The organism is Hohaiivirga grylli (assembly GCF_039655745.1).
Taxonomy (GTDB): domain Bacteria; phylum Pseudomonadota; class Alphaproteobacteria; order Rhizobiales; family Beijerinckiaceae; genus Hohaiivirga; species Hohaiivirga grylli.
This window is the reverse complement of record NZ_JBBYXI010000001.1, coordinates 33386-59913: the sequence shown is the minus strand read 5'-3', so window position 1 is coordinate 59913 and position 26528 is coordinate 33386. Positions and strand designations below refer to the sequence as shown.

The 26528-nt window shown below is 49.6% G+C and carries 16 protein-coding genes and 1 tRNA gene; 11 read left to right on the top strand and 6 right to left on the bottom strand.

The genetic code is table 11. From position 1 onward, the window contains the following. From WJT86_RS00155 to WJT86_RS00140, 4 genes are read right to left on the bottom strand one after another with little or no spacing between them, the layout of a single operon-like run. The gene (locus tag WJT86_RS00155; protein WP_346335467.1) at window positions 1-984 is read right to left on the bottom strand and encodes an ABC transporter permease; all 984 of its coding nucleotides are present in this window, start codon (window positions 982-984) and stop codon (window positions 1-3) included. After that, window positions 981-2519 carry a sugar ABC transporter ATP-binding protein gene (locus WJT86_RS00150; RefSeq protein ID WP_346335466.1) on the bottom strand — a complete coding sequence of 513 codons (1539 nt, stop codon included), beginning with the start codon at window positions 2517-2519 and terminating at the stop codon, window positions 981-983. Before WJT86_RS00150 ends, WJT86_RS00155 begins: the two co-directional genes overlap by 4 nt. Window positions 2520-2573: 54 nt before the next feature. Next, on the bottom strand, window positions 2574-3485 hold the full coding sequence (locus WJT86_RS00145; protein ID WP_346335465.1) for a substrate-binding domain-containing protein: 912 nt from the start codon (window positions 3483-3485) through the stop codon (window positions 2574-2576). A gap of 14 nt (window positions 3486-3499) precedes the next feature. Beyond that, window positions 3500-4279: a DeoR family transcriptional regulator gene (locus tag WJT86_RS00140; protein ID WP_346336260.1), complete on the bottom strand. Its 780-nt coding sequence runs from the start codon at window positions 4277-4279 to the stop codon at window positions 3500-3502. A 755-nt stretch (window positions 4280-5034) separates the two neighbouring features. Here WJT86_RS00140 and WJT86_RS00135 point away from each other — a divergent pair. The 4 genes from WJT86_RS00135 (at window position 5035) to WJT86_RS00120 (ending at window position 16433) form a co-directional block, all read left to right on the top strand. Next, window positions 5035-13944: a YadA-like family protein gene (locus WJT86_RS00135; RefSeq protein ID WP_346335464.1), complete on the top strand. Its 8910-nt coding sequence runs from the start codon at window positions 5035-5037 to the stop codon at window positions 13942-13944. A 9-nt stretch (window positions 13945-13953) separates the two neighbouring features. Next, on the top strand, window positions 13954-14526 hold the full coding sequence (locus WJT86_RS00130) for an invasion associated locus B family protein (RefSeq protein ID WP_346335463.1): 573 nt from the start codon (window positions 13954-13956) through the stop codon (window positions 14524-14526). Between the two features lie 80 nt (window positions 14527-14606). Further along, entirely contained in the window at window positions 14607-15689 is a 1083-nt protein-coding gene (locus WJT86_RS00125; RefSeq protein ID WP_346335462.1) for a hypothetical protein, read from the top strand. A gap of 30 nt (window positions 15690-15719) precedes the next feature. Further along, window positions 15720-16433 (top strand): DUF4145 domain-containing protein, encoded by a 714-nt coding sequence (locus WJT86_RS00120; protein ID WP_346335461.1) that lies wholly within the window; start codon window positions 15720-15722, stop codon window positions 16431-16433. 35 nt (window positions 16434-16468) lie between these two features. On the opposite strand, the gene WJT86_RS00115 is transcribed toward WJT86_RS00120, so the two are convergent. Next, window positions 16469-16558 (bottom strand) — tRNA-Ser (locus WJT86_RS00115). Window positions 16559-16721: 163 nt separating this feature from the next. Beyond that, a complete protein-coding gene (locus tag WJT86_RS00110) occupies window positions 16722-20210 on the bottom strand; it encodes an acyl-[ACP]--phospholipid O-acyltransferase (protein WP_346335460.1) in 3489 nt (1162 codons plus the stop codon). Window positions 20211-20385: 175 nt separating this feature from the next. Here WJT86_RS00110 and WJT86_RS00105 point away from each other — a divergent pair, with 175 nt between their 5' ends. The 7 genes from WJT86_RS00105 to WJT86_RS00075 all read left to right on the top strand — a co-directional run bounded on the left by WJT86_RS00105 (window position 20386) and on the right by WJT86_RS00075 (window position 26501). Then, the gene (locus WJT86_RS00105; RefSeq protein WP_346335459.1) at window positions 20386-20994 is read left to right on the top strand and encodes a TetR/AcrR family transcriptional regulator; all 609 of its coding nucleotides are present in this window, start codon (window positions 20386-20388) and stop codon (window positions 20992-20994) included. 259 nt (window positions 20995-21253) lie between these two features. After that, entirely contained in the window at window positions 21254-21676 is a 423-nt protein-coding gene (gene rplU, locus WJT86_RS00100) for a 50S ribosomal protein L21 (RefSeq protein ID WP_346335458.1), read from the top strand. 45 nt (window positions 21677-21721) lie between these two features. Beyond that, complete coding sequence (gene rpmA / locus WJT86_RS00095; RefSeq protein ID WP_346335457.1) at window positions 21722-21988, top strand: 50S ribosomal protein L27; 267 nt, start codon at window positions 21722-21724, stop codon at window positions 21986-21988. Between the two features lie 183 nt (window positions 21989-22171). Continuing rightward, on the top strand, window positions 22172-22831 hold the full coding sequence (locus WJT86_RS00090) for a GNAT family N-acetyltransferase (RefSeq protein ID WP_346335456.1): 660 nt from the start codon (window positions 22172-22174) through the stop codon (window positions 22829-22831). 198 nt (window positions 22832-23029) lie between these two features. After that, entirely contained in the window at window positions 23030-24070 is a 1041-nt protein-coding gene (gene obgE / locus WJT86_RS00085) for a GTPase ObgE (RefSeq protein WP_346335455.1), read from the top strand. After that, window positions 24058-25224, top strand: a complete 1167-nt coding sequence (proB, locus tag WJT86_RS00080; RefSeq protein WP_407066883.1) for a glutamate 5-kinase — start codon at window positions 24058-24060, stop codon at window positions 25222-25224. Before obgE ends, proB begins: the two co-directional genes overlap by 13 nt. Window positions 25225-25229: 5 nt before the next feature. After that, window positions 25230-26501: a glutamate-5-semialdehyde dehydrogenase gene (locus WJT86_RS00075; RefSeq protein ID WP_346335453.1), complete on the top strand. Its 1272-nt coding sequence runs from the start codon at window positions 25230-25232 to the stop codon at window positions 26499-26501. Window positions 26502-26528 lie beyond the last annotated feature (27 nt).

Below are 26528 nucleotides of genomic sequence, written 5' to 3'. Positions count from 1 at the left end.
TCACGTACGTGCTTTTTTGCTGCGGACATCAAGATAGACCGCAAGAATGATAACAATGCCCTTGGCAATCAGCTGATAAAAATATTCAACATTCATCAGGCTCATGCCGTTATTGATAACACCGATCAGGATGGCTCCGAGCAGGGTGCCAACCATGGTTCCGGCACCACCGGCAAGACTTGTGCCGCCGAGAACGGCTGCCGCAATGGCATCAAGCTCATAGCCCTGTCCGGCGTTGACCTGTGCGGAACCGAGACGTGCGGAGAGGATGACACCGCTGATAGCTGCCATCAGACCGCAGAGCATGAAAATAATGATGCGGATACGGTCAACCTTGATGCCGGAGTAGACGGCAGCTTCACGATTGCCACCCATCAGATAGGTGCGGCGGCCAAAGACTGTTTTTGATAGCAGAAGAGCATTCAGAATGAAGACAACGGCCAGAATGACAACCATATAGGGAATTTCAAAATCAATACCGATTGGCTGTAAGGAAATGCCTTCATTGCCGATGATGTACCACATCTCGTCATCAATGCGCGCTGGCTTTCCCTGTGTCGGCAGGCTGACAGCACCGCGATAGATACCCATGGTCGCCAGCGTTACAATGAAGGCCGGTAGTGACAGCTTGGCAACGAGCATGCCGTTGATTGCACCCATAACAAGCCCGGCAAACAAAGTGATGGCAAGGGTGGACATAAAGCCGAAGCCACTGATGAAACACTGGGCTGCAACCATACCAGCGACCGCAATCATTGAGCCAACCGAGAGATCAATATCGCCTAGCAGAATGACGTAGGTCATGCCGAAAGCGGCAATGGCGACAACTGTCACCTGAATCATGATGTTGACGAAATTAGATACGCTGAAGAATGCGCCGTGCTGATAGGAGAAAAACAGGCACAGGGCGACCAGAGCCAGAATGAGGCCACCATACTGGCGCAGCATAGCCTTGAAGGATGGGTTGGAAGTTAGTCTGTTCATTGGCTGTTTCCCTCTGCGTGGGCAACACCTGCTGCGTGGGTCATAACGTATTCCTGTGTCAGGTTTTCTGCGGGAAGGTCTGCAGATATTTGTTTTTTATGCATGACGATTACTCGGTCGCTAAGGCCTAAAACCTCCGGAAGTTCCGAGGAGACAAGGAGGATGGCAGTGCCCTGAGCGGCCAGCTCACGAATAATGGTGTAGATTTCAAATTTTGCACCGACATCAACACCGCGGGTTGGTTCATCAAGGATGAGAATGCGGGGTTTGTTCTCAAGCCATTTGGCGAGAACGATCTTTTGCTGGTTACCGCCGCTGAGATTGCCGGATGTAAACTCGAGGTTCGGTGTTTTGATGGCTAAGCGCCGGACCTGTTCCAGCGCCGAATTGCGTTCAAGCCCGGTTTTGAGGAAACCGAGGCTGTTAGTGAAGTAACCAAGCGCGACCATGCTGATGTTGTTACCAACCGAATGGCTGAGAACCAGCCCCTCTTCCTTGCGATTTTCAGTCACGAAAGCAAGGCCAAGTTTGATGGCTTCTCCCGGGTTACGGATTGTAACAGCTTTACCGTCAATCGTAATATTGCCGGTATAGGGAACAAGTCCGAACAGGGCTTTCATGACGTCAGAGCGGCCTGAGCCGACCAGCCCGAAAAATCCAAGAATTTCACCGGGACGGACTTTGAAGCTGATGTCTTCAAAGAAGCCATGGGCTGTCAGCTGGTCTACTTCCAGCAGAGGAGTGACATTTGGTGTCGGAGTCTCGGAAATTCGTGGCGGGAAGACATTATCAAGTGAGCGACCGACCATCAATGCGATCAGCTTGTTGATGTCTGCTTCTTCTTTGCCAAGTGTTGTGATGTATTCACCGTCGCGCATGATGGTGATGTCATCAGAGATGCGCATGATCTCGCTCATTCTGTGCGAGATATAAATGATAGCAGTGCCACGCGCTTTCAGCTTCTCAATAATGGCAAACAGAAGTTCGGCTTCACTGTCACTGAGCGATGAGGTTGGCTCGTCCATGATGACGAGATCCGCAGGGCGGCTCAGCCCCTTGGCAATCTCAACAAGCTGGCGCTGGGCCATGGAAAGATCATCAACACGGGCCAGTACATCAATCGGCAGATCAAGTTCGGCAATCAGCTGCCGGGCGTTATCGTAAAGTGTTTTCTCGCGAATAAAGCCAAAGCTGTTGGGCTCATGATTGGCATAGATATTTTCGGCGACTGTCAGGTTGCGGCTCAGGCTCAGTTCCTGAAAGATTGTTGTGATGCCAAGTTCTGTTGCCTCCAGTGGGGAGGCGGGAGAATAGGCTTTTCCCTTGAAACGGATACTGCCGCTTGATGGCGGGAAAAGACCGGAAAGAATCTTGATCAGCGTTGATTTGCCGGCACCATTCTCGCCGAGCAGGGTATGAACCTTTCCCGGGCGAATATCGAGATTCATATGGCGCAATGCCTGCACTGGCCCGAAAGAGCGGGTCAGGTCACGGATTTCCAGAAGTGTATCTGAGGCTGTCTGCCTGTCTGACATGGGTTTTTCCAAAATATGATATGGGCGGGGTAAGGCCCGCCCATATGGAACAGCTTATTCCTTGACGTCGCCACCACGGACATACATGCCCGGAACGATCGGCTGTAATTCAGGAACGGTTTCGCCCTTCATGATCTTGACGGCAGACTGAACGGCTGTCTGGCCCATCTTATCCGGATACTGACGAACAACGGCAGCGAAGACCGGATCGCTGTCAACGGCATCACGGGCTTCCTTCATACCGTCAAAACCGATGACCTTGACCTGATTTTCAAGCTTGGCTGCCTTGACTGCTGCAGCTGCTGCGAGGGCTGCATCGTCACCAAAACCGAAGATACCGACAATCTTTGGGTTGGCTTTGAGGATGTTCTCAGCCGTTGCCAGTGCTTCTGCACGGGTGATACCGGCCTGATTGGCAACAATCTTCATATCCTTATGGGCTTCAAGGGCTTTGCTGAAGCCTTTGACGCGATCAACAACTGACTGCACTGTCGGGTAATTGATGACGGCGATTTCACCTTTGCCATCGGTCAGCTTAGCCATCATCTCGCCAGCTTTGACACCACCGGCATAGTTGTCTGTGCCAATGTGGGATGCAACCTTGACGCCATTGGCCGGGATATCAACCGTAATGACTTTGATATTGGCCTTTTCAGCCTTGCGGATAATGTTGCGAACGCCATCGGAATCAACCGGTGACAGCACAATGACATCGACCTTTTTAGTGATGAAATCTTCAATGTCAGCAAGCTGCTTGTTGAGATCCTGATTGGCAATGGAGATGTCGAGTGTAACACCCTGTTTCTCTGCTTCCTTCTTCATGGCCTCACCGAGGTCGATGTAGAAGGGATGGGATTGTGTCAGGAGAGATGCCCCGATCACGTCCTTGGCAGTGGCGGGAAGAGACAATGCGCCGAGTGCCAGACCGGCAAGGGCTGCAATTTTAAGTCCTTTGAATGAAAACACGGCTTGCTCCTCTGTTAGACCTGAGATTGCTTGAAAATAAATGTTCCGGTTGGGCCGGGGTGTAATCTGAACCCCAAACGGGTCAGAAGCTCGCGACACCCTATGTCAGGGCGCTCTGAAAAAGCGATGGTGCCAATACGGGCTATGGAAAGGTTTGCTGATTCAGTAAATGTAGTGTGCGCCATATTATGGCTATGTATGAAAGTGATGGTTTGCCGGGCATGTATGAGGGCAGCCTGGGTAAACTCGGAAGACGAACGTTCATCGATGATGAGATTACCTTTCACATCTATCGCCTTGGCCTCACACAGATAAGTATCGACCAGTTCACATTTCAGACTTTGAATGAGTTTTGGCCCGCCAAGAGTGGAGCCATCTGCCCCAAGTGTTCCGGCCAGCAGATTGATCTTGCCGTCAAGACACTGTCGGGCCAGTGCGATGGCATCAATATCACATAAAATAAGCTGGAGATCATGAAGGCAGTTGAGCAGCGGAATGATCTGCTTGACCAGATTACCCTGTCCAATGAGTAAGGGGCCGTCATCCTGTACGAGATTAGCTACAGTCCGTAACATTAAGGCTGTATGTGCCTTGTTGGGTGTTGCCTGCTCTCTGTTAAATTTGGGAGTTAGCTGGTTGGTTGCCAGTGCCTTGCCAAAGCTGCGGATCAACAGGCCCTGTTCTTCAAGGTAATTGAGATCACTGCGAATGGTAACAGCTGATACACCAAGCACCTGCGCCAGGTCTTCAACCCGCATTTCACCCTGCCGCCTGACAATCTCTGCCAGGGTCAACCGCCGTTTGAGCGTTCCGCTATGTGTCCCAATGACCAAAATGAAAAACTCGAAAGGTGAAACTTATGAAACGTAAGTAGCACGTGGGATATATAGGTGTAAAGAGCGCTGCGAACTAAGAGATGGTGGGGTATAAATGGGCAGAATTTATGAGTTACAGGCTGCTTTATTGCAGTTGGAAAATTTACATAATCCGCGGAATAGTCCGATTTCTTTGGGTTAACCTAATTGTCATTATTTTGATTCGTAAGGTTACTGCGTCAATTTCACTCAGCGAACCTAGAGTTAAGCAAATTACGACAGGTTTTATGATTATTTATCTATCCATTAATTTTTTTAATATAAAACAGCAAAAGGCTTCATAATAATATATTCAACCAATTAACTTATTGATACTAATCATTAATTTCAATAAAATCATTTGTTTTGAAAAATATTTTTAAATTGTCTGATATTAAAATTTCTATTGCAAGTTCATATAATTTTATTATAAAATGCCGGAAATGATCGTATAAATCATCTGGAATAATTATTTCTTGTATAAGATTAAGTTATACTTCCTTTGAATTTGTACGCACCTAGGAGCGTTTGAAACTTGGCTTTCATGCCATATGTCAGGCTCCTGCGATGTCCGTAAGATCGGCAGGGGCTGTTCTTAAGCGGTAAGATATTGGTTTATATGTGAAAGAGGTAATGTTCTTACGTCTTGATCATAGAATTTAAACAAACAGACATTAAAGTCTATTGGGGCAAGTATGAGCAAGTTTTTCAGCGCTTCTGAGCGTCGTTCGTCTATTAATCTGTCTAGCCAGAATGTATCGAAGGCATCGCGTCGTCAGCTTATGCGCGTTTTGCGTATGGCGCATCGCACCCTTGGCATGAAGCGTAGCAAGCTGGCTCTGGGTGTCGGAATTGGGGTGGCCCTTGTCGCGGGTAGTCTGGTCATTTCCTCGACTCCTGCATTTGCCCAGTCTCTTGGGGGCGGCAGTGCCATTGGTAATGCAACAGCGATTTCACCGTCGGGGGCCTGTTCGACATTAACGCTGGCAAATGCTCTTGCAAATTCCAATTTGGCCATTGCTATGGGCTGTGGAAGTGCGGCAACGGCAATGTCTGCTGTTGCTATTGGTACAAGTGCTTCAGCTTCTGGTAACAGCTCGATTGCCATGGGTAATAATGCTGCAGCCTCAATGACAAATGCGGTTGCTATTGGTACTAATTCTGTCGCTTCGGGCGCAAGTAGTACGGCAGTCGGTGCATCAGCAAAGGCAACAGCTTTCGGTTCTTATGCTATGGGCTTTGCAACCACAGCGGCCGGGCAGTCCTCATTGGCTGCCGGCTATTCTTCGAGCACGGGTACTGGTGGTACAAATGCTACGGCTGTGGGTTCATATGCATCTGCAACGAATATGCAGGCGCTTGCTTTTGGGTATCAGGTAAAAGCAGAGGGCGTTAATAGTACAGCAATTGGTTCTCAGGCCACCGCGGGTTATACTGGTACGATTGCTATAGGGACTAACGCCAAGGCGACGATAGCTAGTGGTGGTACAACTGCAGATCATGCTATTGCAATAGGTGATACTGCCTGGGCTTTAAAAGATGACGCCATGGCTCTCGGCTACATGTCGATGGCAACCGGTGTATCTTCGATATCACTGGGGGAAAGATCATATGCCCAGTCAGATTATGACATTGTTTTGGGTTCCGGAGCCTCGACGAATGGTACCGGTCTGGATATGGCGCTTGGTGTCAATGCAATAGCAGGTGGTGGCGAGTCGACGACCATCGGGTATAATGCACAGTCATTAGGACTGCGTGCAATTGCACTCGGTGCAACAGCTAATGCTGATTATGATTATTCCGTTGCGATTGGTTATAATGCTGTTGTTAGCAAAGCGAATGCTATTGCGATTGGGCAATTAACGAGGGCAGGTCTTAGTGCTGTTGCCATCGGTGATGGGGCTGCTGCGACGACTGATTACAGTGTGGCATTAGGGGCCCAGGCTACGACGGCTAGAGTGAACGCTGTTGCGCTTGGCTATAAATCCACTGCTGGTGGTACCAGTTCTGTTGCTTTGGGCGATGGGGCTACCGTTACGAATAATGCAAATTTCTCAGTTGCCATTGGTAGTGCGGCGCTGATTGGCGCAAATGTGAATAATGGAATTGCACTGGGGACGTCTGCAAATGTGACGTACCATAATGGAATTGCACTGGGTAATACATCAGCCGCAAAAGCTGCTGATGCGATTGCTATCGGTAATGCGGCTCAGGCAACGGGCGGATATGCTGTTGTCTTGGGCTCACAAGCCAGTGCTCCAGGTAATTATGGTATTGTGATCGGTCAGGGCGCATCTATGGCGTCTACAACGTCAGGTACTGCTGCCTACTCCATTGCGATCGGCGGGACATCATATGTTGGTGGGCAGAGTGCCATTGCTTTTGGTTATAAAGCATCGGTTGCTGCCAATTATTCCATGGCAATGGGCGCATCAGCCAATTCGTATGGTCTGTATGATGTTGTGATCGGTTATTCCGCTGTTGGTGGTGTTGCTGGTGGAACATCGACAAATAATAATACAGCCGTTGGGCGCAGTGCTCAGGCAACAGGGGGTGGCTCTGTTGCTTTCGGGTATCTGACAATTTCATCAGGCTCTTCTTCAACGGCTATCGGTAACACTGCCAAGGCGACGGCTAATAGCAGCACGGCATTTGGTACACTTTCTACTGCAAGTGCTAGCTGGTCAACCGCATTGGGCCCTGGTGCAACCGCATCAAACGAACATGCAACAGCAATCGGTTCCAGTGCAAAGGCACTAGGGGCGGATACGATTGCTATTGGTCAGTCAACGAGAGCAGATGGCTCTGATTCAATTGCCATAGGTTTTCTTGCCACAACGGGAGCAGCAACCAGCAATTCAATTGCTATTGGCTCGTACTCGGAAGTTACCAGTATTAATTCGCTTGCTCTGGGTTATGAAGCTTTTGCTTCTGGCGCAAGCAGTACGGCTATCGGTTATGCCTCTGAGGCCTCCGGGGCTTCAAGCTTAGCTGTTGGTTATAATTCAGCTGCCTCTGGTGCCAACGCAACGGCTGTTGGGTATATTGCACGTGCAACTGGTGAGAGCGGAACTGCATTAGGAAACTATTCTAATGCTGCTGGCCTCAATAGTATTTCTATCGGGCGCTCTTCAGCTGCCTATGAAGGGGCTACAACTATTGGTTATTTCTCCTTTGCAATGGCTAAAAATGCGACAAGCTTAGGCACTGGTGCATATTCCAGAGGCGTGTCCTCTACTGCACTTGGTGATTCTGCGCGCGCCAATGAAGATAACTCTGTTGCGCTTGGTGCCTCGTCATTGACAGCTGCCGCCGTTTCAACAGCCTCGATCACCATTAACGGTAAGGCTTATAACTTTGCTGGTGATGTTGCCAATAGTACGGTCAGTGTGGGTAGTGCCGATCTGAAGCGCACAATTACCAATGTTGCAGCAGGTTCTATCTCTGCCACCTCGACTGATGCAATCAACGGATCCCAGCTGTTTGCGGTTAATGCCAGTATTGAAGATGCAACAACCGGTCTTGCAGCAGCTCTTGGTGGTGGAGCCGGTTATACCGGTGGCGTCTGGACAGCTCCGACTTATGTCATCACATCCGTTGCAGCTGATGGTACAACAACATCCAGCACCTACAACAACGTGGGTGATGCGCTTGGTGGTATCAGCACCAGCCTTGGAAATGCAAACACCCATATCAACAATGTTGAAACGAACCTGACAAATCTGACGACCAATATCGTCAATGGTGAGATTGGCCCGGTTCAACGTACGGCAACAACAACCCTGTCACTGATTGCCTCTGGTGGTAGTGCCTCTGCTCCGGGTGTTGCCCAGAAGCTGGCCAATGTTGCTGATGGTGAGATTTCTGCAAGTTCACTGGAGGCCGTTAATGGTTCTCAGCTGTACGCATTAAGCCAAAGCATTGGCGGTAGTGTTGATGCCCTGTTGTGGGATGATACCTATGGCATGTTCAGTGCAAGCCATGGCTCAACGCTTACAAACAAGATTACCAATGTCGAAGCTGGTGATGTGAGCTCTTACTCGACAGAGGCCATTAATGGCTCGCAGCTTAATGAAACTAACCAGAATACGTCGCAGTATCTGGGTGGTGGCGCTGACGTTGCAGGAGGAGGTGTAGCCCCAACCTACAACATCACAAACGTTGCGGTTGATGGAACGACAACGTCCAGTACCTACAACAACGTTGGCGATGCACTGGGTGGTCTGAACACCAGCATTGGTAACACCAATACACATCTCAACAGTCTTGAGACCAATGTGACGAACCTGACGACCAATATCACCAATGGTGAAATTGGTCCGGTTCAGCGGACAGCCACAACAACCCTGTCGCTGATTGCTTCCGGTGGAGATGCCTCTGCTCCGGGTGTCGCTCAGAAGCTGACCAATGTTGCCCCTGGCACATTGAGTGCAGTCTCAACGGATGCGGTTAACGGTTCCCAGCTTTATGCCACCAACCTGAATACATCTCAGTATCTTGGTGGTGGTGCCGATATTGGTGCCGGTACAGCCCCAACCTACAACATCACCAATGTTGCGGTTGACGGAACAACAACGTCCAGCACCTACAACAACGTTGGCGATGCACTGGGTGGTCTGAACACCAGCATTGGCAATACCAATACCCATCTCAACAGTCTTGAGACCAATGTGACGAACCTGACAACGAATATCACCAATGGTGAAATTGGTCCGGTTCAGCGGACAGCCACAACAACCCTGTCGCTGATCGCTTCCGGCGGCAATGCCTCAGCTCCGGGTGCAGCCCAGAAGCTGACCAATGTTGCGGATGGTGCTGTCACAGCCAACTCACTGGACGCCGTCAACGGTTCGCAGCTCTACGCTCTTGGTCAGACAATCACTGATCTGAGTACAGATGCTCTGTTGTGGGATGATACGCTCGGTGCGTTCAGTGCCAGCCATGGAGCTGTCACAACCAACAAGATCACCAATGTTGCTGCTGGTACACTGAGTGCAGTCTCAACGGATGCGGTCAATGGTTCCCAGCTTTATGCCACAAACCTGAATACATCTCAGTATCTTGGTGGTGGTGCCGATATTGGTGCCGGTACAGCCCCAACCTACAACATCACCAATGTTGCGGTTGATGGAACGACAACCTCCAGCACCTACAACAACGTTGGTGATGCGCTTGGTGGTCTGAACACCAGCATTGGTAACACCAACACCCATCTCAACAGTCTTGAGACCAATGTGACGAACCTGACAACGAACATCACCAATGGTGAAATCGGTCCGGTTCAGCGGACAGCCACAACAACGCTGTCGCTGATTGCTTCCGGCGGCAATGCCTCAGCTCCAGGTGCAGCCCAGAAGCTGACCAATGTTGCTGACGGTGCTGTCACAGCCAGCTCCTTGGATGCCGTGAACGGTTCACAGCTCTACGCCCTTGGTCAGACAATCACCAATCTTGGCGCTGATGCCCTCCTTTGGGATGATACCTATGGCATGTTCAGTGCGAGCCATGGTTCAACGCTTACAAACAAGATTACCAACATTGAAGCTGGTGATGTGAGCTCTTACTCGACAGAGGCTATTAATGGCTCGCAGCTTCATAACACGAACCAGAATACGTCTCAGTATTTCGGTGGTGGTGCTGATGTTGCAGCAGGTGTTGCTCCGGACTATGTCATCACCAATGTTGCAGTTGATGGTACAACGACCAGCACAACTTACAACAACGTTGGAGACGCTCTTGGTGGTGTGAACACCAGCATTGGTAACACCAATACGCATCTCAACAGTCTTGAGACCAATGTGACGAACCTGACAACGAACATCACCAATGGTGAAATCGGTCCGGTTCAGCGTACTGCTACAACAACATTGTCCCTGATTGCTTCCGGCGGCAATGCCTCAGCTCCGGGTGCAGCCCAGAAGCTGGACAATGTTGCGGATGGTGCTGTGACAGCAACCTCGCTTGAAGCTGTTAATGGTTCTCAGCTTTATGCTCTTGGTCAGACAATCACTGATCTGGGTACAGATGCTCTGTTGTGGGATAATACCCTTGGTGCGTTCAGTGCCAGCCATGGAGCTGTCACAACCAACAAGATCACCAATGTTGCTGCTGGCACACTGAGTGCAGCATCAACGGATGCGGTTAATGGTTCGCAGCTTTATGCCACAAACCTGAATACATCTCAGTATCTTGGTGGTGGTGCAGATATTGGTGCCGGTACAGCCCCAACCTACAACATCACCAATGTTGCAGTTGATGGAACAACAACGTCCAGCACCTACAACAACGTTGGCGATGCGCTGGGTGGTTTGAACACCAGCATTGGTAACACCAATACCCATCTCAACAGTCTTGAGACCAATGTGACGAACCTGACAACGAACATCACCAATGGTGAAATCGGTCCGGTTCAGCGTACGGCCACAACAACCCTGTCCCTGATTGCTTCTGGTGGAGATGCCTCCGCTCCGGGCGCCGCCCAGAAGCTGGACAATGTTGCAGATGGTGCTGTGACAGCAACCTCGCTTGAAGCTGTTAATGGTTCTCAGCTGTACGCCCTTGGTCAGACAATCACTGATCTGGGTACAGATGCTCTGTTGTGGGATGATACGCTTGGTGCGTTCAGTGCCAGCCATGGTGCTGTCACAACCAACAAGATCACCAATGTTGCCGCTGGCACACTGAGTGCAGCATCAACCGATGCAGTCAATGGTTCCCAGCTTTATGCCACCAACCTGAATACGTCCCAGTATCTTGGTGGTGGTGCCGACATTGGTGCCGGTACAGCCCCAACCTACAACATCACCAATGTTGCAGTTGATGGCACAACAACCTCCAGCACCTACAACAACGTTGGTGATGCACTGGGTGGTCTGAACACCAGCATTGGTAATACCAATACACATCTCAACAGCCTTGAGACAAACGTCACAAACCTGACAACGAACATCACCAATGGTGAAATCGGTCCTGTTCAGCGCACAGCCACAACGACGCTGTCACTGATCGCTTCCGGCGGCAATGCCTCAGCTCCGGGTGCAGCTCAGAAGCTGACCAATGTTGCCCCTGGCACATTGAGTGCAGCATCAACGGATGCGGTTAATGGTTCCCAGCTTTATGCCACCAACCTGAATACGTCCCAGTATCTGGGTGGTGGTGCAGACATTGGTGCCGGTACAGCGCCAACCTACAACATCACCAATGTTGCGGTTGACGGAACAACAACCTCCAGCACCTACAACAACGTTGGTGATGCGCTGGGTGGTCTGAACACCAGCATTGGCAATACCAACACCCATCTCAACAGTCTTGAGACCAATGTGACGAACCTGACAACGAACATCACCAATGGTGAAATCGGTCCGGTTCAGCGGACAGCCACCACAACTCTGTCACTGATTGCTTCCGGCGGCAATGCCTCAGCTCCGGGTGCTGCCCAGAAGCTGGACAATGTTGCGGATGGTGCTGTGACAGCAACCTCGCTTGAAGCTGTTAATGGTTCTCAGCTTTATGCTCTTGGTCAGACAATCACTGATCTGGGTACAGATGCTCTGTTGTGGGATGATACGCTTGGTGCGTTCAGTGCCAGCCATGGAGCTGTCACAACCAACAAGATCACCAATGTTGCTGCTGGCACACTGAGTGCAGCATCAACGGATGCGGTTAATGGTTCGCAACTTTATGCCACAAACCTGAATACATCTCAGTATCTGGGTGGTGGTGCAGACATCGGTGCCGGTACAGCCCCAACCTACAACATCACCAATGTTGCGGTTGATGGCACAACAACGTCCAGCACCTACAACAACGTTGGCGATGCGCTTGGTGGTCTGAACACCAGCATTGGTAACACCAACACCCATCTCAACAGTCTTGAGACCAATGTGACGAACCTGACAACGAACATCACCAATGGTGAAATTGGTCCGGTTCAACGTACAGCAACAGCAGTTCTGTCACTGATTGCTGCTGGTGGTGACGCCTCTAATCCGGGAGCTGCCCAGAAGCTGACCAATGTTGCTGACGGTGCTGTCACAGCCAGCTCACTGGACGCAGTCAACGGTTCTCAGCTGTATGCGCTGACCCAAAATGTTGAGAATCTGAATACAGACGCTCTGTTGTGGGATGATCTTCTGGGTTCTTATAGCGCCAGCCATGGCAGCAGTGCTCAGAACAAGATCACCAATGTTGCAGCAGGTACGCTGAGCGTAACCTCAACGGATGCAGTGAACGGTTCTCAGCTGTTTACAACCAATCAGACGGTTGCTTCCTACTTCGGTGGTGGTGCAAGCTTTGATGGCAGCACATGGACAGCTCCAACCTATAACATCGCACGCATCGGTGTTGATGGCACAACGACGACCGTTGCTTACAACAATGTCGGTGATGCTTTGGGTGGTGTGAACAGCAGCATCTCTAACGTCAACACACGTGTCGATAACATTACGACAAATATCGATAATGGTACGGTTGGCCCGGTTCAGCGGACAGGTAATGAGAATGAACTCACACTGGTCGCTGATGGTGGTGATGCTTCAAATCCGGGTGATGCCCAGAAGCTGACCAATGTTGCTGATGGTGATGTTTCTGCAAACTCATCGGATGCAGTGAATGGTTCTCAGCTGCATGAGACCAACCAGAATGTCGCCACTATTGGCGAAGGCTCAGCCTCTGCGCTTGGTGGTGGTGCATCTTATGACAGTGAAACCGGCACCTGGACAGGCCCAACCTATAACCTCACCAATGTGAACTCAGACGGTTCAACAACAACGAACTCATATGACAACGTTGGTGATGCACTGGGTGGACTGAGCAACAGCGTCAATAACGTCAACAACCGGGTTGATAATATCGATAACTCGATTGAAGTTCTGCAGAATGACGCATTGCTCTGGGATAATAACCTTGGTGCATTCAGTGCCAGCCATGGTTCATCTCAGACCAACAAGATCACCAATGTTGCAGCAGGTACCCTGAGTGCGACATCGACCGATGCCGTCAATGGTTCCCAGCTCTATGAAACCAACCAGAAGGTTGAAGAGCTTGACCAGAATGCGGTTAAGTATGACCTCAACCCTGATGGAACAAAGTCCAATACTGTGACTCTTGAGGGTGGTGATCCGAACGCTCCTGTTGTGATCACGAACGTTGCAGCAGGTGTCAACGACTCGGACGCGGTGAACGTTGCGCAGCTGCGTGAAGCTGTCAGTGGTGGTAGTGTGAACAACCAGTATATTGATCAGCGTGTTCAGCAAACCTTGCAGGAATCACGATCCTATACAGACTACAAGTCCGCTGAAACTCTCCAGCAGGCCAATGCCTACACTGATATGAAGTTTGATAGCCTCAATCAGGAAATCACCAAGGCGAAGAAGGAAGCACGTCAGGCAGCAGCAGTTGGTCTTGCAGCCGCATCGCTTCGCTATGACAACCGTCCGGGCAAGTGGAGCACGGCCGTTGGTGGTGGTGCATGGCGTGGTGAGGGTGCCTTTGCGATGGGTGTTGGCTATACCAGTGAAGATGGTATGGTACGTGCCAATCTCTCCGCGACCACATCCGGTGGTCACTGGGGTGTCGGCGGTGGCCTGAGTATTACACTGAACTGAGGTAACTCAATGAGACTTATCACCCTTCTGGTGATGGTTATGATGCTTATCAGCGGCGGAGCCATCTCCGCCGCTGAAAATGATTCAAGCGCACGCGGCAGATATCAGATCCGTCCTTCCGATGTTGTTTTGCCGGAAAATGTTCCGCTTGGTCAGTATCGCCGCTATTTCCAGCCGTTTGAAAACTGGATTCTGATTTGTGACGAAAACTTACGCGAGAGACGCAAAGTCTGTAACGCCAGCCAGACCATAGAAGACAAATCAACGAAGGCTCTTGTTTTTAGCTGGTCACTTGCTGCAACCGATAGTGGTGAGCCGCATATGATCGTACGGACTGCACCTGACACGCAGATATCAAAAGGCTTGGAACTACGGCTTTCCACGGGCCAGGTCTTTGCTCAAATCAAGTTTAACGGCTGCAATAAAACAGTCTGTATTGGCCAGACAGTCGTCGGCCCAGTTCTCTCCGGCCAGATATCAAAAGCCGAAAGTGTCTTCGTCCAGTTCTGGAACAAGGCCGGAAAACCCATCAGGCTCCGTGTCCCGCTCAAGGGGCTGAAAGAAGCAGTGAATGCGATTTGAGGTCCAGGGACTAATAATTATAATTGAAAATTTTATATAATTTAGTAAAATTTACTAGCTCCAAATATTAGGATATGGACGTGGAATTTCTTGTTCAATGCGATCCAAAATTTCCCTACAATGATATCGTTGATATCAGGCAAAGATTACTTAAATCAAATGCGTTAGTGTTTGGTTACGCTTTTGAAAAATTTGATTTATTCTCTATAGAAAGTATATTGCATCTTCAGCATTTTGAAGAGAAAAAAATTCAATTATTGCCAGATTTAAACATTGTATCTCGTATGATTAATGTTGCTCAATTTGGCATTCCGTCTCGAATGGATGATGTGACGAAGCTTGCCATAGATTTGATGGCATTCTCTCAAACAATGAATATCTTTATAGAACCATCTATTGCATTTCATGAACTTGCAAGCTGTGAAGGAAATCAAAAAGCATTAGAGAAATTAGCTTGGTTTAGAGTGGCAGATTACGGTCAAGCAAATAGTTGGGTTGATTTAGCCCAAGGGCGAATTCAACGTTTGCCGAGCGTTAGTTTAAAAGAGACCCAAAAATTAGATTTAGCTTATCCACTAAGTCGGTGGAGACGTAACTATATAGTTGCTTTAAAAATTGCAGAACTTGAGCTTTCAAACTTAACACAATTGGATCGTGCACTTTCATTGCTCAAATGGATGGTGCAAGATTATTTTTTTGCAGGCCCTGCTGCAATTTTTGCAACAATGTATTTCTCTCCTCACAAGAAAAAGCGGGTTATTAAAAATTTACATTCTACGGATCGTGAGAGGGCAATTAGAGGAATTAAGAATGCTGCATGGGATATTACTCATATGAGTGATTTCGTGGCTAAAATTAATAAAAATGATCAAAATATTAAGCAGGGAGAATACTTCATTTTTGCTACAGCAGACAAAAGCTTAGCGGAAATTGCACCTGTTCTTATATATAACTCTTCAAAATATGATCAGGTTGATGAACTGGCACGAAATTTATCAAAATGGTGGCCTAGTGTTGAAGCTTTAAAGATTTCCGAAGTTCTAACTCAGTATCTTCGAGATATAGAAGGCCGCCCGCCTCCTACATCTACTCTTCCTTCAGATAATCCAATTCAATTTATGATTGAAAAAGGTGAGAGAATAATTAAGGGTACAGTTAAATAATATAGAATAATGTTTTCGAGAGGTTATAGCATGAGTATGCATAATTATAATCATTTTAAAACATCTAAAGCGCACTGTCCTTCATGTAATGGTGATCGTATATGTAAAGTGTATGGATGCAAAACTATTAATTTCAATGAAGAGGAAGCTCAAATTCATGGTGAGGTCACACACTCACTTCTTCAATGTTGTGGTTGTGAAGCTATGTTTTATGAAGTTAGCAGTTGGAATAGCGAAGAGATTGATTATTCATATGATGATTTTGGGAATGAAAAATGTGCCCCAATTTATGACAAATGTATTTACCCTAAGCCTGAAATAAAAAATAAACCCACTTGGCTATCTGAAATAGAAGATATTGATATTACAATATTTAAAATATTAAATGAGGTTTATATTGCGTATGAAAATGATGCGCATACTTTAGCAACAGTTGGGTTGAGAACTGTATTAGATCGGGCAACAGAAATTTTAAACATTGATCCTGCAATAACATTTAAAGAAAAACTAGAAAACTTAAAGACAAAAGGATTTATTGGTGGTAAAGAGTTTGATATACTCGAAGTAGTAATTGATGCAGGAAATGCTGCAGCTCATCGCGGTTGGATCACGAGAGATAAAAATGTAAGGCAATTACTGTCTACAGTCGAAATTTTTATTGAACGTAGTTTGGTACAAGCAGATAGTGTCTTGCAATTAAAGAAATTCATTCCTGAGAAACCTAAAAGGGTTAAAACTACTTAAAAATATAATTTCTCTGATGCTTCCGAAGTTTATTCTGGCGGAGAGGGGGAGATTCGAACTCCCGATAGACTTGCGCCTATGCCGCATTTCGAGTGCGGTGCATTCAACCACTCTGCCACCTCTCCGCGGGGCTTCTGTATCATCGGTTGAAGCGGAGCTGGATTAACATGCGTTAAGGCGGCTGACAATACAGGGTTTGTGAAAAAGCACCAGGCTGGCTGTGATTATTCCGGGATAAGGGGATGCGGTAACACAAGGCGACGATAAACGCCGCCTTGTGTTATTGTGTTATGCGAAGAGCTTTGCTGCCAGATCGCCGATGGCTTTGAAGTCTGGTTTGCCAGAGCCCAGTAGCGGGATGGCATCGACGGTTTTAACATCTGCCGGGATCATCAGCTCTGGTGCGCCCTGCTGCTTGGCGAATTTCTGGAGTGCCTCACGGGTTGCGTCTTTCTCCGTTGTCATAATGACAATACGTTCGCCTTTTTTGGTATCGGGCAGGTTTGCGGCTGCGGATTGTGCGCCTGTCCAGAGTTGGGCTGCAAGAGCTTCAACTGCAGCAAGAGAGACCATCTCACCACCGATTTTGGCAAAGCGCTTGGCGCGGCCCTTGATGGTGACAAAGCCGTCTTCGTCAATGGTGCAGATGTCGCCCGTGTCGTGCCAGCCTTCCGGTGGCGGATCGATGACACCGGGTTGCTCAGGCCTCAGGTAGCCGAGCATGACGTTCGGGCCTTTCACGAACAGACGGCCGCCTTCTTCAATGCCAGCGACAGGTTCAAGCCGGTAATTCATACCGGGAAGAATACGGCCAACGGTGCCATAGTGATTGAACATCGGCGTATTGAGTGCCAGCACCGGTGCGGTTTCAGTAACGCCATAACCTTCCAGAATGCGCAGGCCAAATTTTTCCATGTAAACCTGACGTGTTGATTCCCGGACAGGTTCGGCCCCCGCCACGATGTAGCGAATGGAGCGAAAGTCATAAGGGTGGGCTTTCTTGGCATAACCGGCGAGGAAGGTGTCGGTACCAAAAACAACCGTGGCATTGGTGCCGTAAACCATCTCTGGAATAATGCGGTAATGCAGGGGTGACGGGTAGAGGTATACCGGCACACCATAAACCAGTGGCAGAATGAGGGCTGCCGTCAGCCCGAAGGAATGGAACAGTGGCAGGACATTGAAGACTTTATCCTGACGGCCAAAGTCAATCCGGGCTGCCGCCTGTGCGGCATTGGCCAGAATGTTGCGGTGTGAAAGTACAACACCTTTTGGAGCGCCTTCGCTGCCTGAGGTGAATAGAATGGCAGCCGGATCGTTAGCAGAGCGTGTAACGAGCGGCTTATGATAATGAAACAGCATCTGCAGTTTGTCAGCTGTTGTGATCTGTTTAGCGACATCTTCCAGATACAGAATTGTGAAGTTCTGCTCCAGAAGGCTGATTACCTTTTCAAGGCGTGCTTTTTCAATGAAACTACGGGCTGTCAGTACGATTTTGACATCCGCTGTCTTGCAGGCAGATTCAAGATTTGCCGGGCCTGCAGTGAAGTTGAGCATAGCCGGGACGCGACCAGCCGACATCAGCCCAAGAATGGTTGCAGCCGTGCCGCTGGCTCCGGGGAGTAACACCGCAACAGCTTCACCTGTTTTTGTCTTCGGCATAATCTTTTTGCCGATGAGTGATGCAGCGATCAGCAGTTTGCGATAACTCATGCTGCCGGAAAGAGGGTCTTCAACCGCAATGCGCCCCTTTCCATGCTCGTCAGCGGCTTTGACAACGGCCTCATAGATCGTCTGATCAATGTGGGCTGTTTTGAATAACAGATCAGACATGATCTGATAGAGATGGATACCTGCCTGTTTCCGGCGCTCCCGTCCCTTTATCTCTTCCGGAACGGAAAGACGGACAGGCTCCAGAATTGTAACGGTAACCTTTGGCCACCAGCGACGGCGGACCTGCTGACGTGTCAGGCGAGAGAAAAAGGTCTTTTCCAGGCCATCAATCTTGACCGGGACAACTTCGGCCTCTGATTTATCGGCAATCAGGCCAACACCATCATAAACCTTCATCAGACTGCCGGTAACAGTCAGACGGCCTTCCGGGAAAATGACAAGGGTTTTGCCGCTTGAGACTTCGTTGATCAGAGCCCGGGTTGCCATGGGCTTTGCCGGGTCCAGCGGATAGGCATTGACGAGTTTCAGAAAAGGCTTCACCCACCAGCGTTTGGCGATGTTGTAATCAATCGCAAACAGTGGCGCTTTATTAAACAGCGACAGGGCAAGGGCAGCATCCAGAAAGCTGACGTGGTTGAGAGCAATAATGGCACGCTCACCAACCTTATCGAGATTTTCCCGGCCATGGACTTCAACGCGATAAATGGCGCGAAACAGGATTGAGAGAAAATCCGCCAATGGGTTGGTTGGTGAATTTCTGAAAATAACAACGCCAACAAAAAGCGAGGCGATACCCAACAGAGTGAGGATGACGGGTAGGGATATGCTGCTGCGTGTTACCTCTGCTGTTGATGCGGTTCCGCCAAGCAGCTGTTCAAGAACAGCAACAACAATGGCACCGATCACCATGGCAGCAGCTGACTGAATATTGGTGGCAGCAATCACACGTGCACGCTTGTCGGCATCAGCCCATGCCTGAACGGCGGCAAAAGCCGGTACAATGTAAATACCGCCAGCAATAGCAAGGCCGGCCATGTCGATAGCGGCATGCATGCCGTCAACGCTGAACAGAAACTGTTTCCATGACAGAGGTGTCAAAGATGGCTGGTGGAAATAGAGCACCATAGCCAGATCAAAGCAGAATACACCCATCAAAAGACCGGCTACAGCGGTTGGCAACATGATAATGCGCCCGCTTGCCAGCCAAGAAGCTATACCGGAACCAATGGCGATGCTGATGGCAAAAATGGTAAGAAGGGCTGTTGTGACTTCTTCCTGGCCATTGAAGTAATCTTTCGCAATGACAGGCAGCAATGAGAGCAGGACAGCCCCGATTAGCCAGAACCATGAAACAATCAGGCCACCATTCCAGAGGCGCTTGTTGCGATGAAGGTCTTTGAGAAGATCAGAGGTAGAACGTAAGACATTACGGTCAACTTTGAGATACGGAGCAGCTTCACCTGTTTTCGGGATGAACATGCTGGAAATCCAGCACAGAACGGCAAACCCCATAATGAACAGTGCGATGAATGTTGCAAAGGTTGAGGCGCTGTTATCGGCTGCACCACCATCAATTGTAATGGCCATGCCTCCTAAAATGGTGCCTCCAAGAATTGCAAGAAAGGTTGCGCCTTCCACTAGTGCGTTGCCTGCCGGGAGTTCAGACTGTTTCAGATGATCTGGCAGGATGCCGTATTTAATCGGGCCAAAGAGTGCTGAAATGGTGCCGAAACCGAATAAGGCCGTAAAGAGGAATGGCAGGGGAGGAAGAGCCATCCCAAACAATGTGATGTGCTCAGCATAAACAAGAAAGCCAATCACGGCGATGAAGGCAACGGCAATTTCAACGAACTTCAGCCTGCGTGCGACGATGGCTTTATCGTATCTGTCGGCCCATTGACCACCAAGACCAGAGAGAAAGAACGATGGGGCAATAAAAATAGCACCAGCCAAAATAACCAGCACTGGGCCACTCTCGCTGCTCAGTTTGTACATGATCAGCATAACAAGGGCATTTTTCAGGAAGTTGTCATTGAATGCCGAAAAGAACTGACACCAGAATAAAGGCGCAAAACGCCGTGATGTCATGAGTGAACTGAACATGTATTTGCCTCCAACCACGTCGCAACGTGACATGCTTTATGTATCGCGTATTACGTAAATAAAACATGTCATCGTGCAATTTTTTAAAAATGAACAATGTTCATGTCTGGACATTCTCATAAAAATGAACAATGTTCAATATGGGTTTTGAAAAAGCTTTGGAAAGTGTTGTGAGATGCAGGCAAGCCCTCGGAAGGAAGCCCTTAGGAATAATGTTGTTCAGGCTGCGGAAGCACTTGTCTCAGCTGATGGACTAGGGGCGCTTAAAGCGCGGGATATCGCAAGTCGTGCGGGGTGTTCGCTTGGCGCGATCTATACTGTTTTTAAGGATATTGACGCCCTGATACTCGCTGTTAATGAACGCACGTTGATGCAGCTTGCCGACCAGTTGAGTACTTTTGAGGTACAGCAGAAAGCAGACAAAGTTGATGGAGAACGTTGGCTTGTCGGGTTGTCTCACGTGTATCTCAATTTTGCAGCCCGCAGCAAAATGCTGTGGCTGGCGCTATTTGAGCACCGGATGTCTGTGGGAAGTGAGCTCCCGCAAGAGATGGCAGAAAAGCATCAGATGCTTTTTGATTTCATTGAGCAGCCGCTGGCTATTTTGAAGATTGGCAAGTCTCCTGAAGAGCGGCAGTTGTTGGCCCGGTCGCTGTTTTCAGCTGTCCATGGCATGGTTGTTCTCGGGCTTGAGAAAAAACTGGCGAGCCTGTCACTCGAGGCATTGAAAGAGCAGATTGAAGAGATTGTTTCGGCAGCCGTGCGTGGGCTTGTCACGCGCTAATATGCAATATGAATCGGTCCGGGTGTGCGATATGTCTCATCCATAGGGTTTATTTTTTGCCAAAAATACCTTTGTTTTCTTGACTCTCGTAAGTTTGAACGGTATCAACTCCCGTTCATGGATTATTTCCGTGATTGTATCGGGATGATTCCCGATGCGTTAACCGCGATATCCCGATAGGGTTTCGCACTTCTCGAAACTGCAAAAAAGCTGGTCCCGACACTGTCGGAGAACGGGTTAGAACACGAAGGAAAAAACGATGTTCGCAGTAATTAAGACAGGCGGTAAACAGTACCGCGTTGCAGCCGAAGACGTTATCGCCGTTGCTAAAATCAACAGCGAAGCAGGTTCTGCGGTTGTTTTCGACACAGTAACAATGTTCTCCAATGGTACGAGCGTCCAGATTGGTGCGCCTGCTATTGCTGGCCTCACTGTTTCAGGTGAAGTTGTGGAACATAAGCGCTCTCCGAAGGTTATTGCTTTCAAGAAGCGCCGTCGTCAGAATTCCAAGCGCAAGCGCGGTCATCGTCAGGATTACACGCTTGTTCGCATTACAGCTCTGGGCGATGCCAAGCCAGCCAAGAAGGCTGCAGCTAAGGCAGAAGCCGCTCCGGCAGCTGATGCAGCTCCTGCCAAGAAGGCAGCAGCAAAGAAACCCGCCGCGGCCAAGGCCGAGAAGTAAGTCGGTTTATCCGACAGGATGTAAAGATTTTAGAGGACTAAAACCATGGCTCAGAAGAAAGCTGGCGGTTCATCCCGTAACGGACGTGACTCAGAAGGCCGTCGTCTTGGCGTAAAGAAGTTCGGTAGTGAAGCTGTCATTCCGGGCAACATTATTGTGCGTCAGCGCGGTACCAAGTGGCATCCCGGCAATAACGTCGGCATGGGTAAAGACCACACAATTTTCGCAACATGTACAGGTCGCGTGCACTTTAGCAAACGACAAGGCCGTACATTTGTGTCCGTGCTTCCGGCCAGTGAGGCCGCAGAATAATCGGCGATAGCTACAGACGAAGAGCTACCGCCGGTACCCAACCAAACCGGTGGTAGTAGTCAAAAAAGGATCGAAATCTCTGATCCGGCTACGATCAAAGAAACCAGGGGAGGTAGGGTAACTACCTCCCCTTCGTCGTTTCAGGGCCTTGAGGAAGGCCAGTTATAAGATCGGAGCTAAATCATGTACCCCGATATCACTCGCGATGACGTCTTCATGCTTGAAACAAAGCGGTTGTGGCTCCGTTGGCCACGCCTTGCTGATGCCCAAGCTATTGTGCGCTTCGCAGGCGACAAACGGATTGCGGATATGGCGATGATCTCACATCCTCTGACACTCAGAGAGGCTGAAGAGTTTATTTTCCATGCCCGGCAGAGCAACGCCAATGGAACAGGCATGACAATGGTTATCACACCGAAGAATAAGCCCAATGTGGTCTTCGGGGTGGTTACGATTGAAGCCGGTTCTGAGGGTAGCGTTCCACAGCTCGGCTTCTGGCTTGCCGCCCAGCATTGGGGCCATGGCTATACCAGTGAAGCTGTTCAGGCGATGGTTGATGCCTTCTTCATCTATACGACAGAGCAGGAGCTGATCTCTTCCGCCCGGGTTGAAAACGAACCTTCAAAGCGTGTTCTTGGCAAGGTCGGGTTCATTCCGTACGGTGATGGTCTGTTGGAGAAGAAGAACCGGTTACCCAATACAGGTGGTGATGTTGAATATAGTCAGCACGGCGATTTCGTTGAGGCCAACTATTTCAGCATGGATCGCCGGATTTGGGGTAAGGATCTGCCCTGGATGCATCCTGAAGCTATGAAGGCAGCTTTAATAACAGCAGCTGCTTGATAAGTGAGCGCATGTGGCAATTTCTGCTGCATGCGCATCTAAAATACGGGAAAGAATGCATAAAATGCATGTTGGTCAGAAAAGCTTCTGCAATAGTGATTGCCGAAATCCTTCTCCTCCCGTAATGAATATCGCAACAAACCTTTGAATGCGGTATATAACGCGGGTAGGGTTTTTCCTCCGGCAAGAAGTTGAATCATGAAGTTTCTCGACCAGGCAAAAATTTATATTCGATCAGGTGATGGCGGAGCGGGCTGTGTCTCTTTCCGGCGAGAGAAGTTCATTGAGTTCGGTGGGCCGGATGGTGGTGATGGTGGCCGTGGTGGTGATGTCTGGGTTGAATGCGTCAACGGCCTGAATACACTTATTGATTACCGCTATCAGCAGCACTTCAAGGCTCAGAAGGGCCAGCACGGTATGGGCAAGAACCGAACCGGTGCCAAAGGTGATGATGCTGTTCTGAAGGTACCAGCCGGTACGCAGATTTTTGCTGAAGATAACGAAACCCTTCTGGCTGATATCACAGAAGTCGGGCAGCGCGTTCTGCTTGCCCGTGGTGGTAATGGTGGTTTTGGTAATGCCTATTTCACCAGCTCAACCAACCGTGCACCACGCCGTGCAAACCCCGGTCTGGAAGGTCAGGAGCAGTGGATATGGCTGCGTCTGAAACTGATTGCTGATGCCGGTCTTGTGGGTTTGCCCAATGCTGGTAAATCAACCTTCCTTGCAACAGTAACGGCAGCAAAGCCGAAGATTGCCGATTATCCATTCACGACACTGCACCCGAACCTTGGTGTTGTGCGCTCGGATAGCCGTGAGTTTGTGCTGGCTGATATTCCCGGCCTGATTGAAGGTGCCCATGAGGGTGCCGGTCTTGGTGATCGCTTCCTTGGTCACGTTGAACGCTGCCGTGTGCTCTTACATCTGGTTGACGGCTCTGGTGAGCATGCTGGCAAGGACTACAAAACAATCCGCAATGAGCTGGCGGCTTACGGTCATGGTCTGGATGAAAAGGAAGAGATTGTCGCCCTTTCCAAGACAGATACGCTTGATGAAGAAACACTGAAACAGCAGAAAGCAAGGCTGAAGCGTGCATCTGGTAAGGAGCCGATGGTTCTCTCATCAGCTACGCATTCCGGTGTTAAGGAAGTCTTACGTGCCGTACTTAAGGTGATTGATGCCTCTGTTGAAGCTGAAAAAGAAGCGAACACTGAGGAAGTCAAGGAATGGCATCCATGAGTGGAGAAGCGATATCGGGCATTGCCGATAATGATAAGAAACCAAACTTGCGCGACTTCCGCAGAATTGTTCTGAAGGTTGGTTCGTCTCTTCTCGTTGATAGTAAGCAGGGACGTCTGAAACATGCCTGGCTCGCAGCATTGGCTGAAGACATTGCAGAGTTGCATAACCGCGGCATTGATGTGCTCGTGGTTTCATCGGGTGCAGTTGCCATGGGCCGGACATTGCTCAAACTGCCATCTGGCCCGTTGAAACTAGAGGAAAGTCAGGCAGCAGCTGCGGTTGGCCAGATTGAACTCGCACGTGTCTGGACAGAAGTTCTGGCGCATCACCGGATTACGGCTGGCCAGATTCTGGTGACATTATCAGATACGGAAGAGCGTCGACGCTATCTCAATGCCCGTGCCACATCACTCAAGCTGCTTGAGATGCGTGCGGTACCGGTTGTGAATGAGAATGATACAGTCGCAACCAGCGAAATCCGTTATGGTGATAACGACCGTTTGGCGGCACGTGTTGCAACGATGATTGGCGCTGATCTGCTGATACTGTTCTCTGATATTGACGGGCTTTACACAGCGCCGCCTGCGCAAAATCCATCCGCAAGGCACCTCCCTGTTGTTGAGAAAATAACAGCTGAAATTGATGCCATGGCGGGAGGTGCTGCCTCTGAGCTTTCGCGTGGGGGGATGCGTACCAAGGTTGAGGCAGGCAAGATTGCAACGGCCAGCGGCACCCATATGATTATTGCAGATGGCCGTTCCAAGAACCCGCTGAAGGCCATTGAAGATGGTGGGCGCTGCACGTGGTTCCTCACACCATCAAACCCGGTCGCTGCCCGTAAAACATGGATTGCCGGTTCGATTGAACCACATGGTACGCTTCATATTGATGATGGTGCCGTAAAGGCCCTGAAAGCAGGTGCAAGCCTTCTGCCAGTTGGTGTTAAACTTGCAGAGGGTGATTTCAGCCGTGGTGATACAGTGGTCATCCGGGACAAATCGGGTGTCATTGGTCGCGGACTTGTGGCTTATGATATCGAAGAAGCCCGCAAGATTATCGGGCATGCCAGTGGTGAAATTGAAGAGATACTTGGTCACGCCGGGCGATCAGAGATGATTCACCGTGACGACATGGTTTTGTTAGTGGAGTAAGTGTTATGACAATTGGCAGTAGCAGTCGCGAAGAGATGCTTGAAATCGGGCGTAAAGCCCGTGTTGCAGCCCGTAAGATTGCCCTTGCCAACCCGTCACTCAAACAGAAAGCCCTTAAAGCCATTGCCATGCACATTCGTGCAGATGCGGCTCATATTCTTGCAGTCAATGCTGAGGATCTGGAAGCTGCAAAGCAGAAGGGCCTTGCGTCTTCGTTTATTGACCGACTTGCTTTGGATGAAAAGCGTCTTGAGGCTGTAGCCGTAGCTGTTGAAGATATCGCGGCTCTGCCTGATCCAATTGGCCGTATCACGGCTACATTCGATCGTCCAAACGGGCTTGTTATTGACCGCGTTATGACGCCACTCGGTGTCATCGGGGTGATTTTTGAAAGCCGCCCGAATGTGACAGCTGATGCCGGAGCGCTCTGCCTGAAGGCCGGGAATGCCGCTATTCTCAGAGCCGGCTCTGACAGTTTTGGAACTTCAGCCGCGATTGCTGCTGCAATGGGTAAGGGCCTTGAAGAAGTTGGTTTGCCGAAAGAGGTTATCCAGCTTGTGCCAACCAAAGACCGGGCAGCTGTCGGTGATATGCTGTCTGGGCTTGATGGTAATATTGATGTGATTATTCCCCGTGGTGGAAAGAGCCTCGTCGAACGTGTTCAGAAAGAAGCACGTGTGCCGGTTTTCGCGCATCTTGAAGGGCTGTGTCATATCTTCGTCCATGAGCAGGCTGACCTTGAGATGGCGAAGGGCATTGTTCTCAATGCCAAGCTGCGCCGGACCGGTATTTGTGGTGCAGTAGAGACCCTGCTTGTTGACCGCAAGGTTGTCTCGACCCATCTGCCAGCTCTGGTAAAGCTGTTGCTTGATAATGGATGTGAAGTCCGGGGTGATGCAGAAACGCAGGCTGTTGATGCACGGATTATTGCAGCGACAGAGGAAGACTGGCGTACGGAATATCTTGATGCCATCGTTTCAGTGAAAGTTGTCGATGGCTTAGAGGCCGCTATTGCTCATATTGAAGGCTATGGCTCGCATCATACGGATGCCATTATCACTGATGATGTGACGGTTGCCAACCAGTTCTTTGCGGAGGTCGACTCCGCAATTGTGCTGCACAATGCATCCACTCAGTTTGCGGATGGCGGTGAATTTGGTTTTGGTGCCGAGATTGGTATTGCCACTGGCCGTATGCATGCCAGAGGGCCGGTTGGCGTCGAACAGCTGACATCCTTCAAATATCGTGTCCGTGGCAACGGGCAGACACGTCCGTAAAGACATGCGGGGCCTTAGAAACCTTGC

What these genes read in the sequence shown, in the direction of transcription:
- WJT86_RS00155 (WP_346335467.1), bottom strand. Translation starts at nt 984, where the DNA reads ATGAACAGACTAACTTCCAACCCATCCTTCAAGGCTATGCTGCGCCAG.
- WJT86_RS00150 (WP_346335466.1), bottom strand. Translation starts at nt 2,519, where the DNA reads ATGTCAGACAGGCAGACAGCCTCAGATACACTTCTGGAAATCCGTGAC.
- WJT86_RS00135 (WP_346335464.1), top strand. Translation starts at nt 5,035, where the DNA reads ATGAGCAAGTTTTTCAGCGCTTCTGAGCGTCGTTCGTCTATTAATCTG.
- WJT86_RS00130 (WP_346335463.1), top strand. Translation starts at nt 13,954, where the DNA reads ATGAGACTTATCACCCTTCTGGTGATGGTTATGATGCTTATCAGCGGC.
- WJT86_RS00120 (WP_346335461.1), top strand. Translation starts at nt 15,720, where the DNA reads ATGAGTATGCATAATTATAATCATTTTAAAACATCTAAAGCGCACTGT.
- WJT86_RS00110 (WP_346335460.1), bottom strand. Translation starts at nt 20,210, where the DNA reads ATGTTCAGTTCACTCATGACATCACGGCGTTTTGCGCCTTTATTCTGG.
- WJT86_RS00105 (WP_346335459.1), top strand. Translation starts at nt 20,386, where the DNA reads ATGCAGGCAAGCCCTCGGAAGGAAGCCCTTAGGAATAATGTTGTTCAG.
- rplU (WP_346335458.1), top strand. Translation starts at nt 21,254, where the DNA reads ATGTTCGCAGTAATTAAGACAGGCGGTAAACAGTACCGCGTTGCAGCC.
- rpmA (WP_346335457.1), top strand. Translation starts at nt 21,722, where the DNA reads ATGGCTCAGAAGAAAGCTGGCGGTTCATCCCGTAACGGACGTGACTCA.
- WJT86_RS00090 (WP_346335456.1), top strand. Translation starts at nt 22,172, where the DNA reads ATGTACCCCGATATCACTCGCGATGACGTCTTCATGCTTGAAACAAAG.
- obgE (WP_346335455.1), top strand. Translation starts at nt 23,030, where the DNA reads ATGAAGTTTCTCGACCAGGCAAAAATTTATATTCGATCAGGTGATGGC.
- proB (WP_407066883.1), top strand. Translation starts at nt 24,058, where the DNA reads ATGGCATCCATGAGTGGAGAAGCGATATCGGGCATTGCCGATAATGAT.
- WJT86_RS00075 (WP_346335453.1), top strand. Translation starts at nt 25,230, where the DNA reads ATGACAATTGGCAGTAGCAGTCGCGAAGAGATGCTTGAAATCGGGCGT.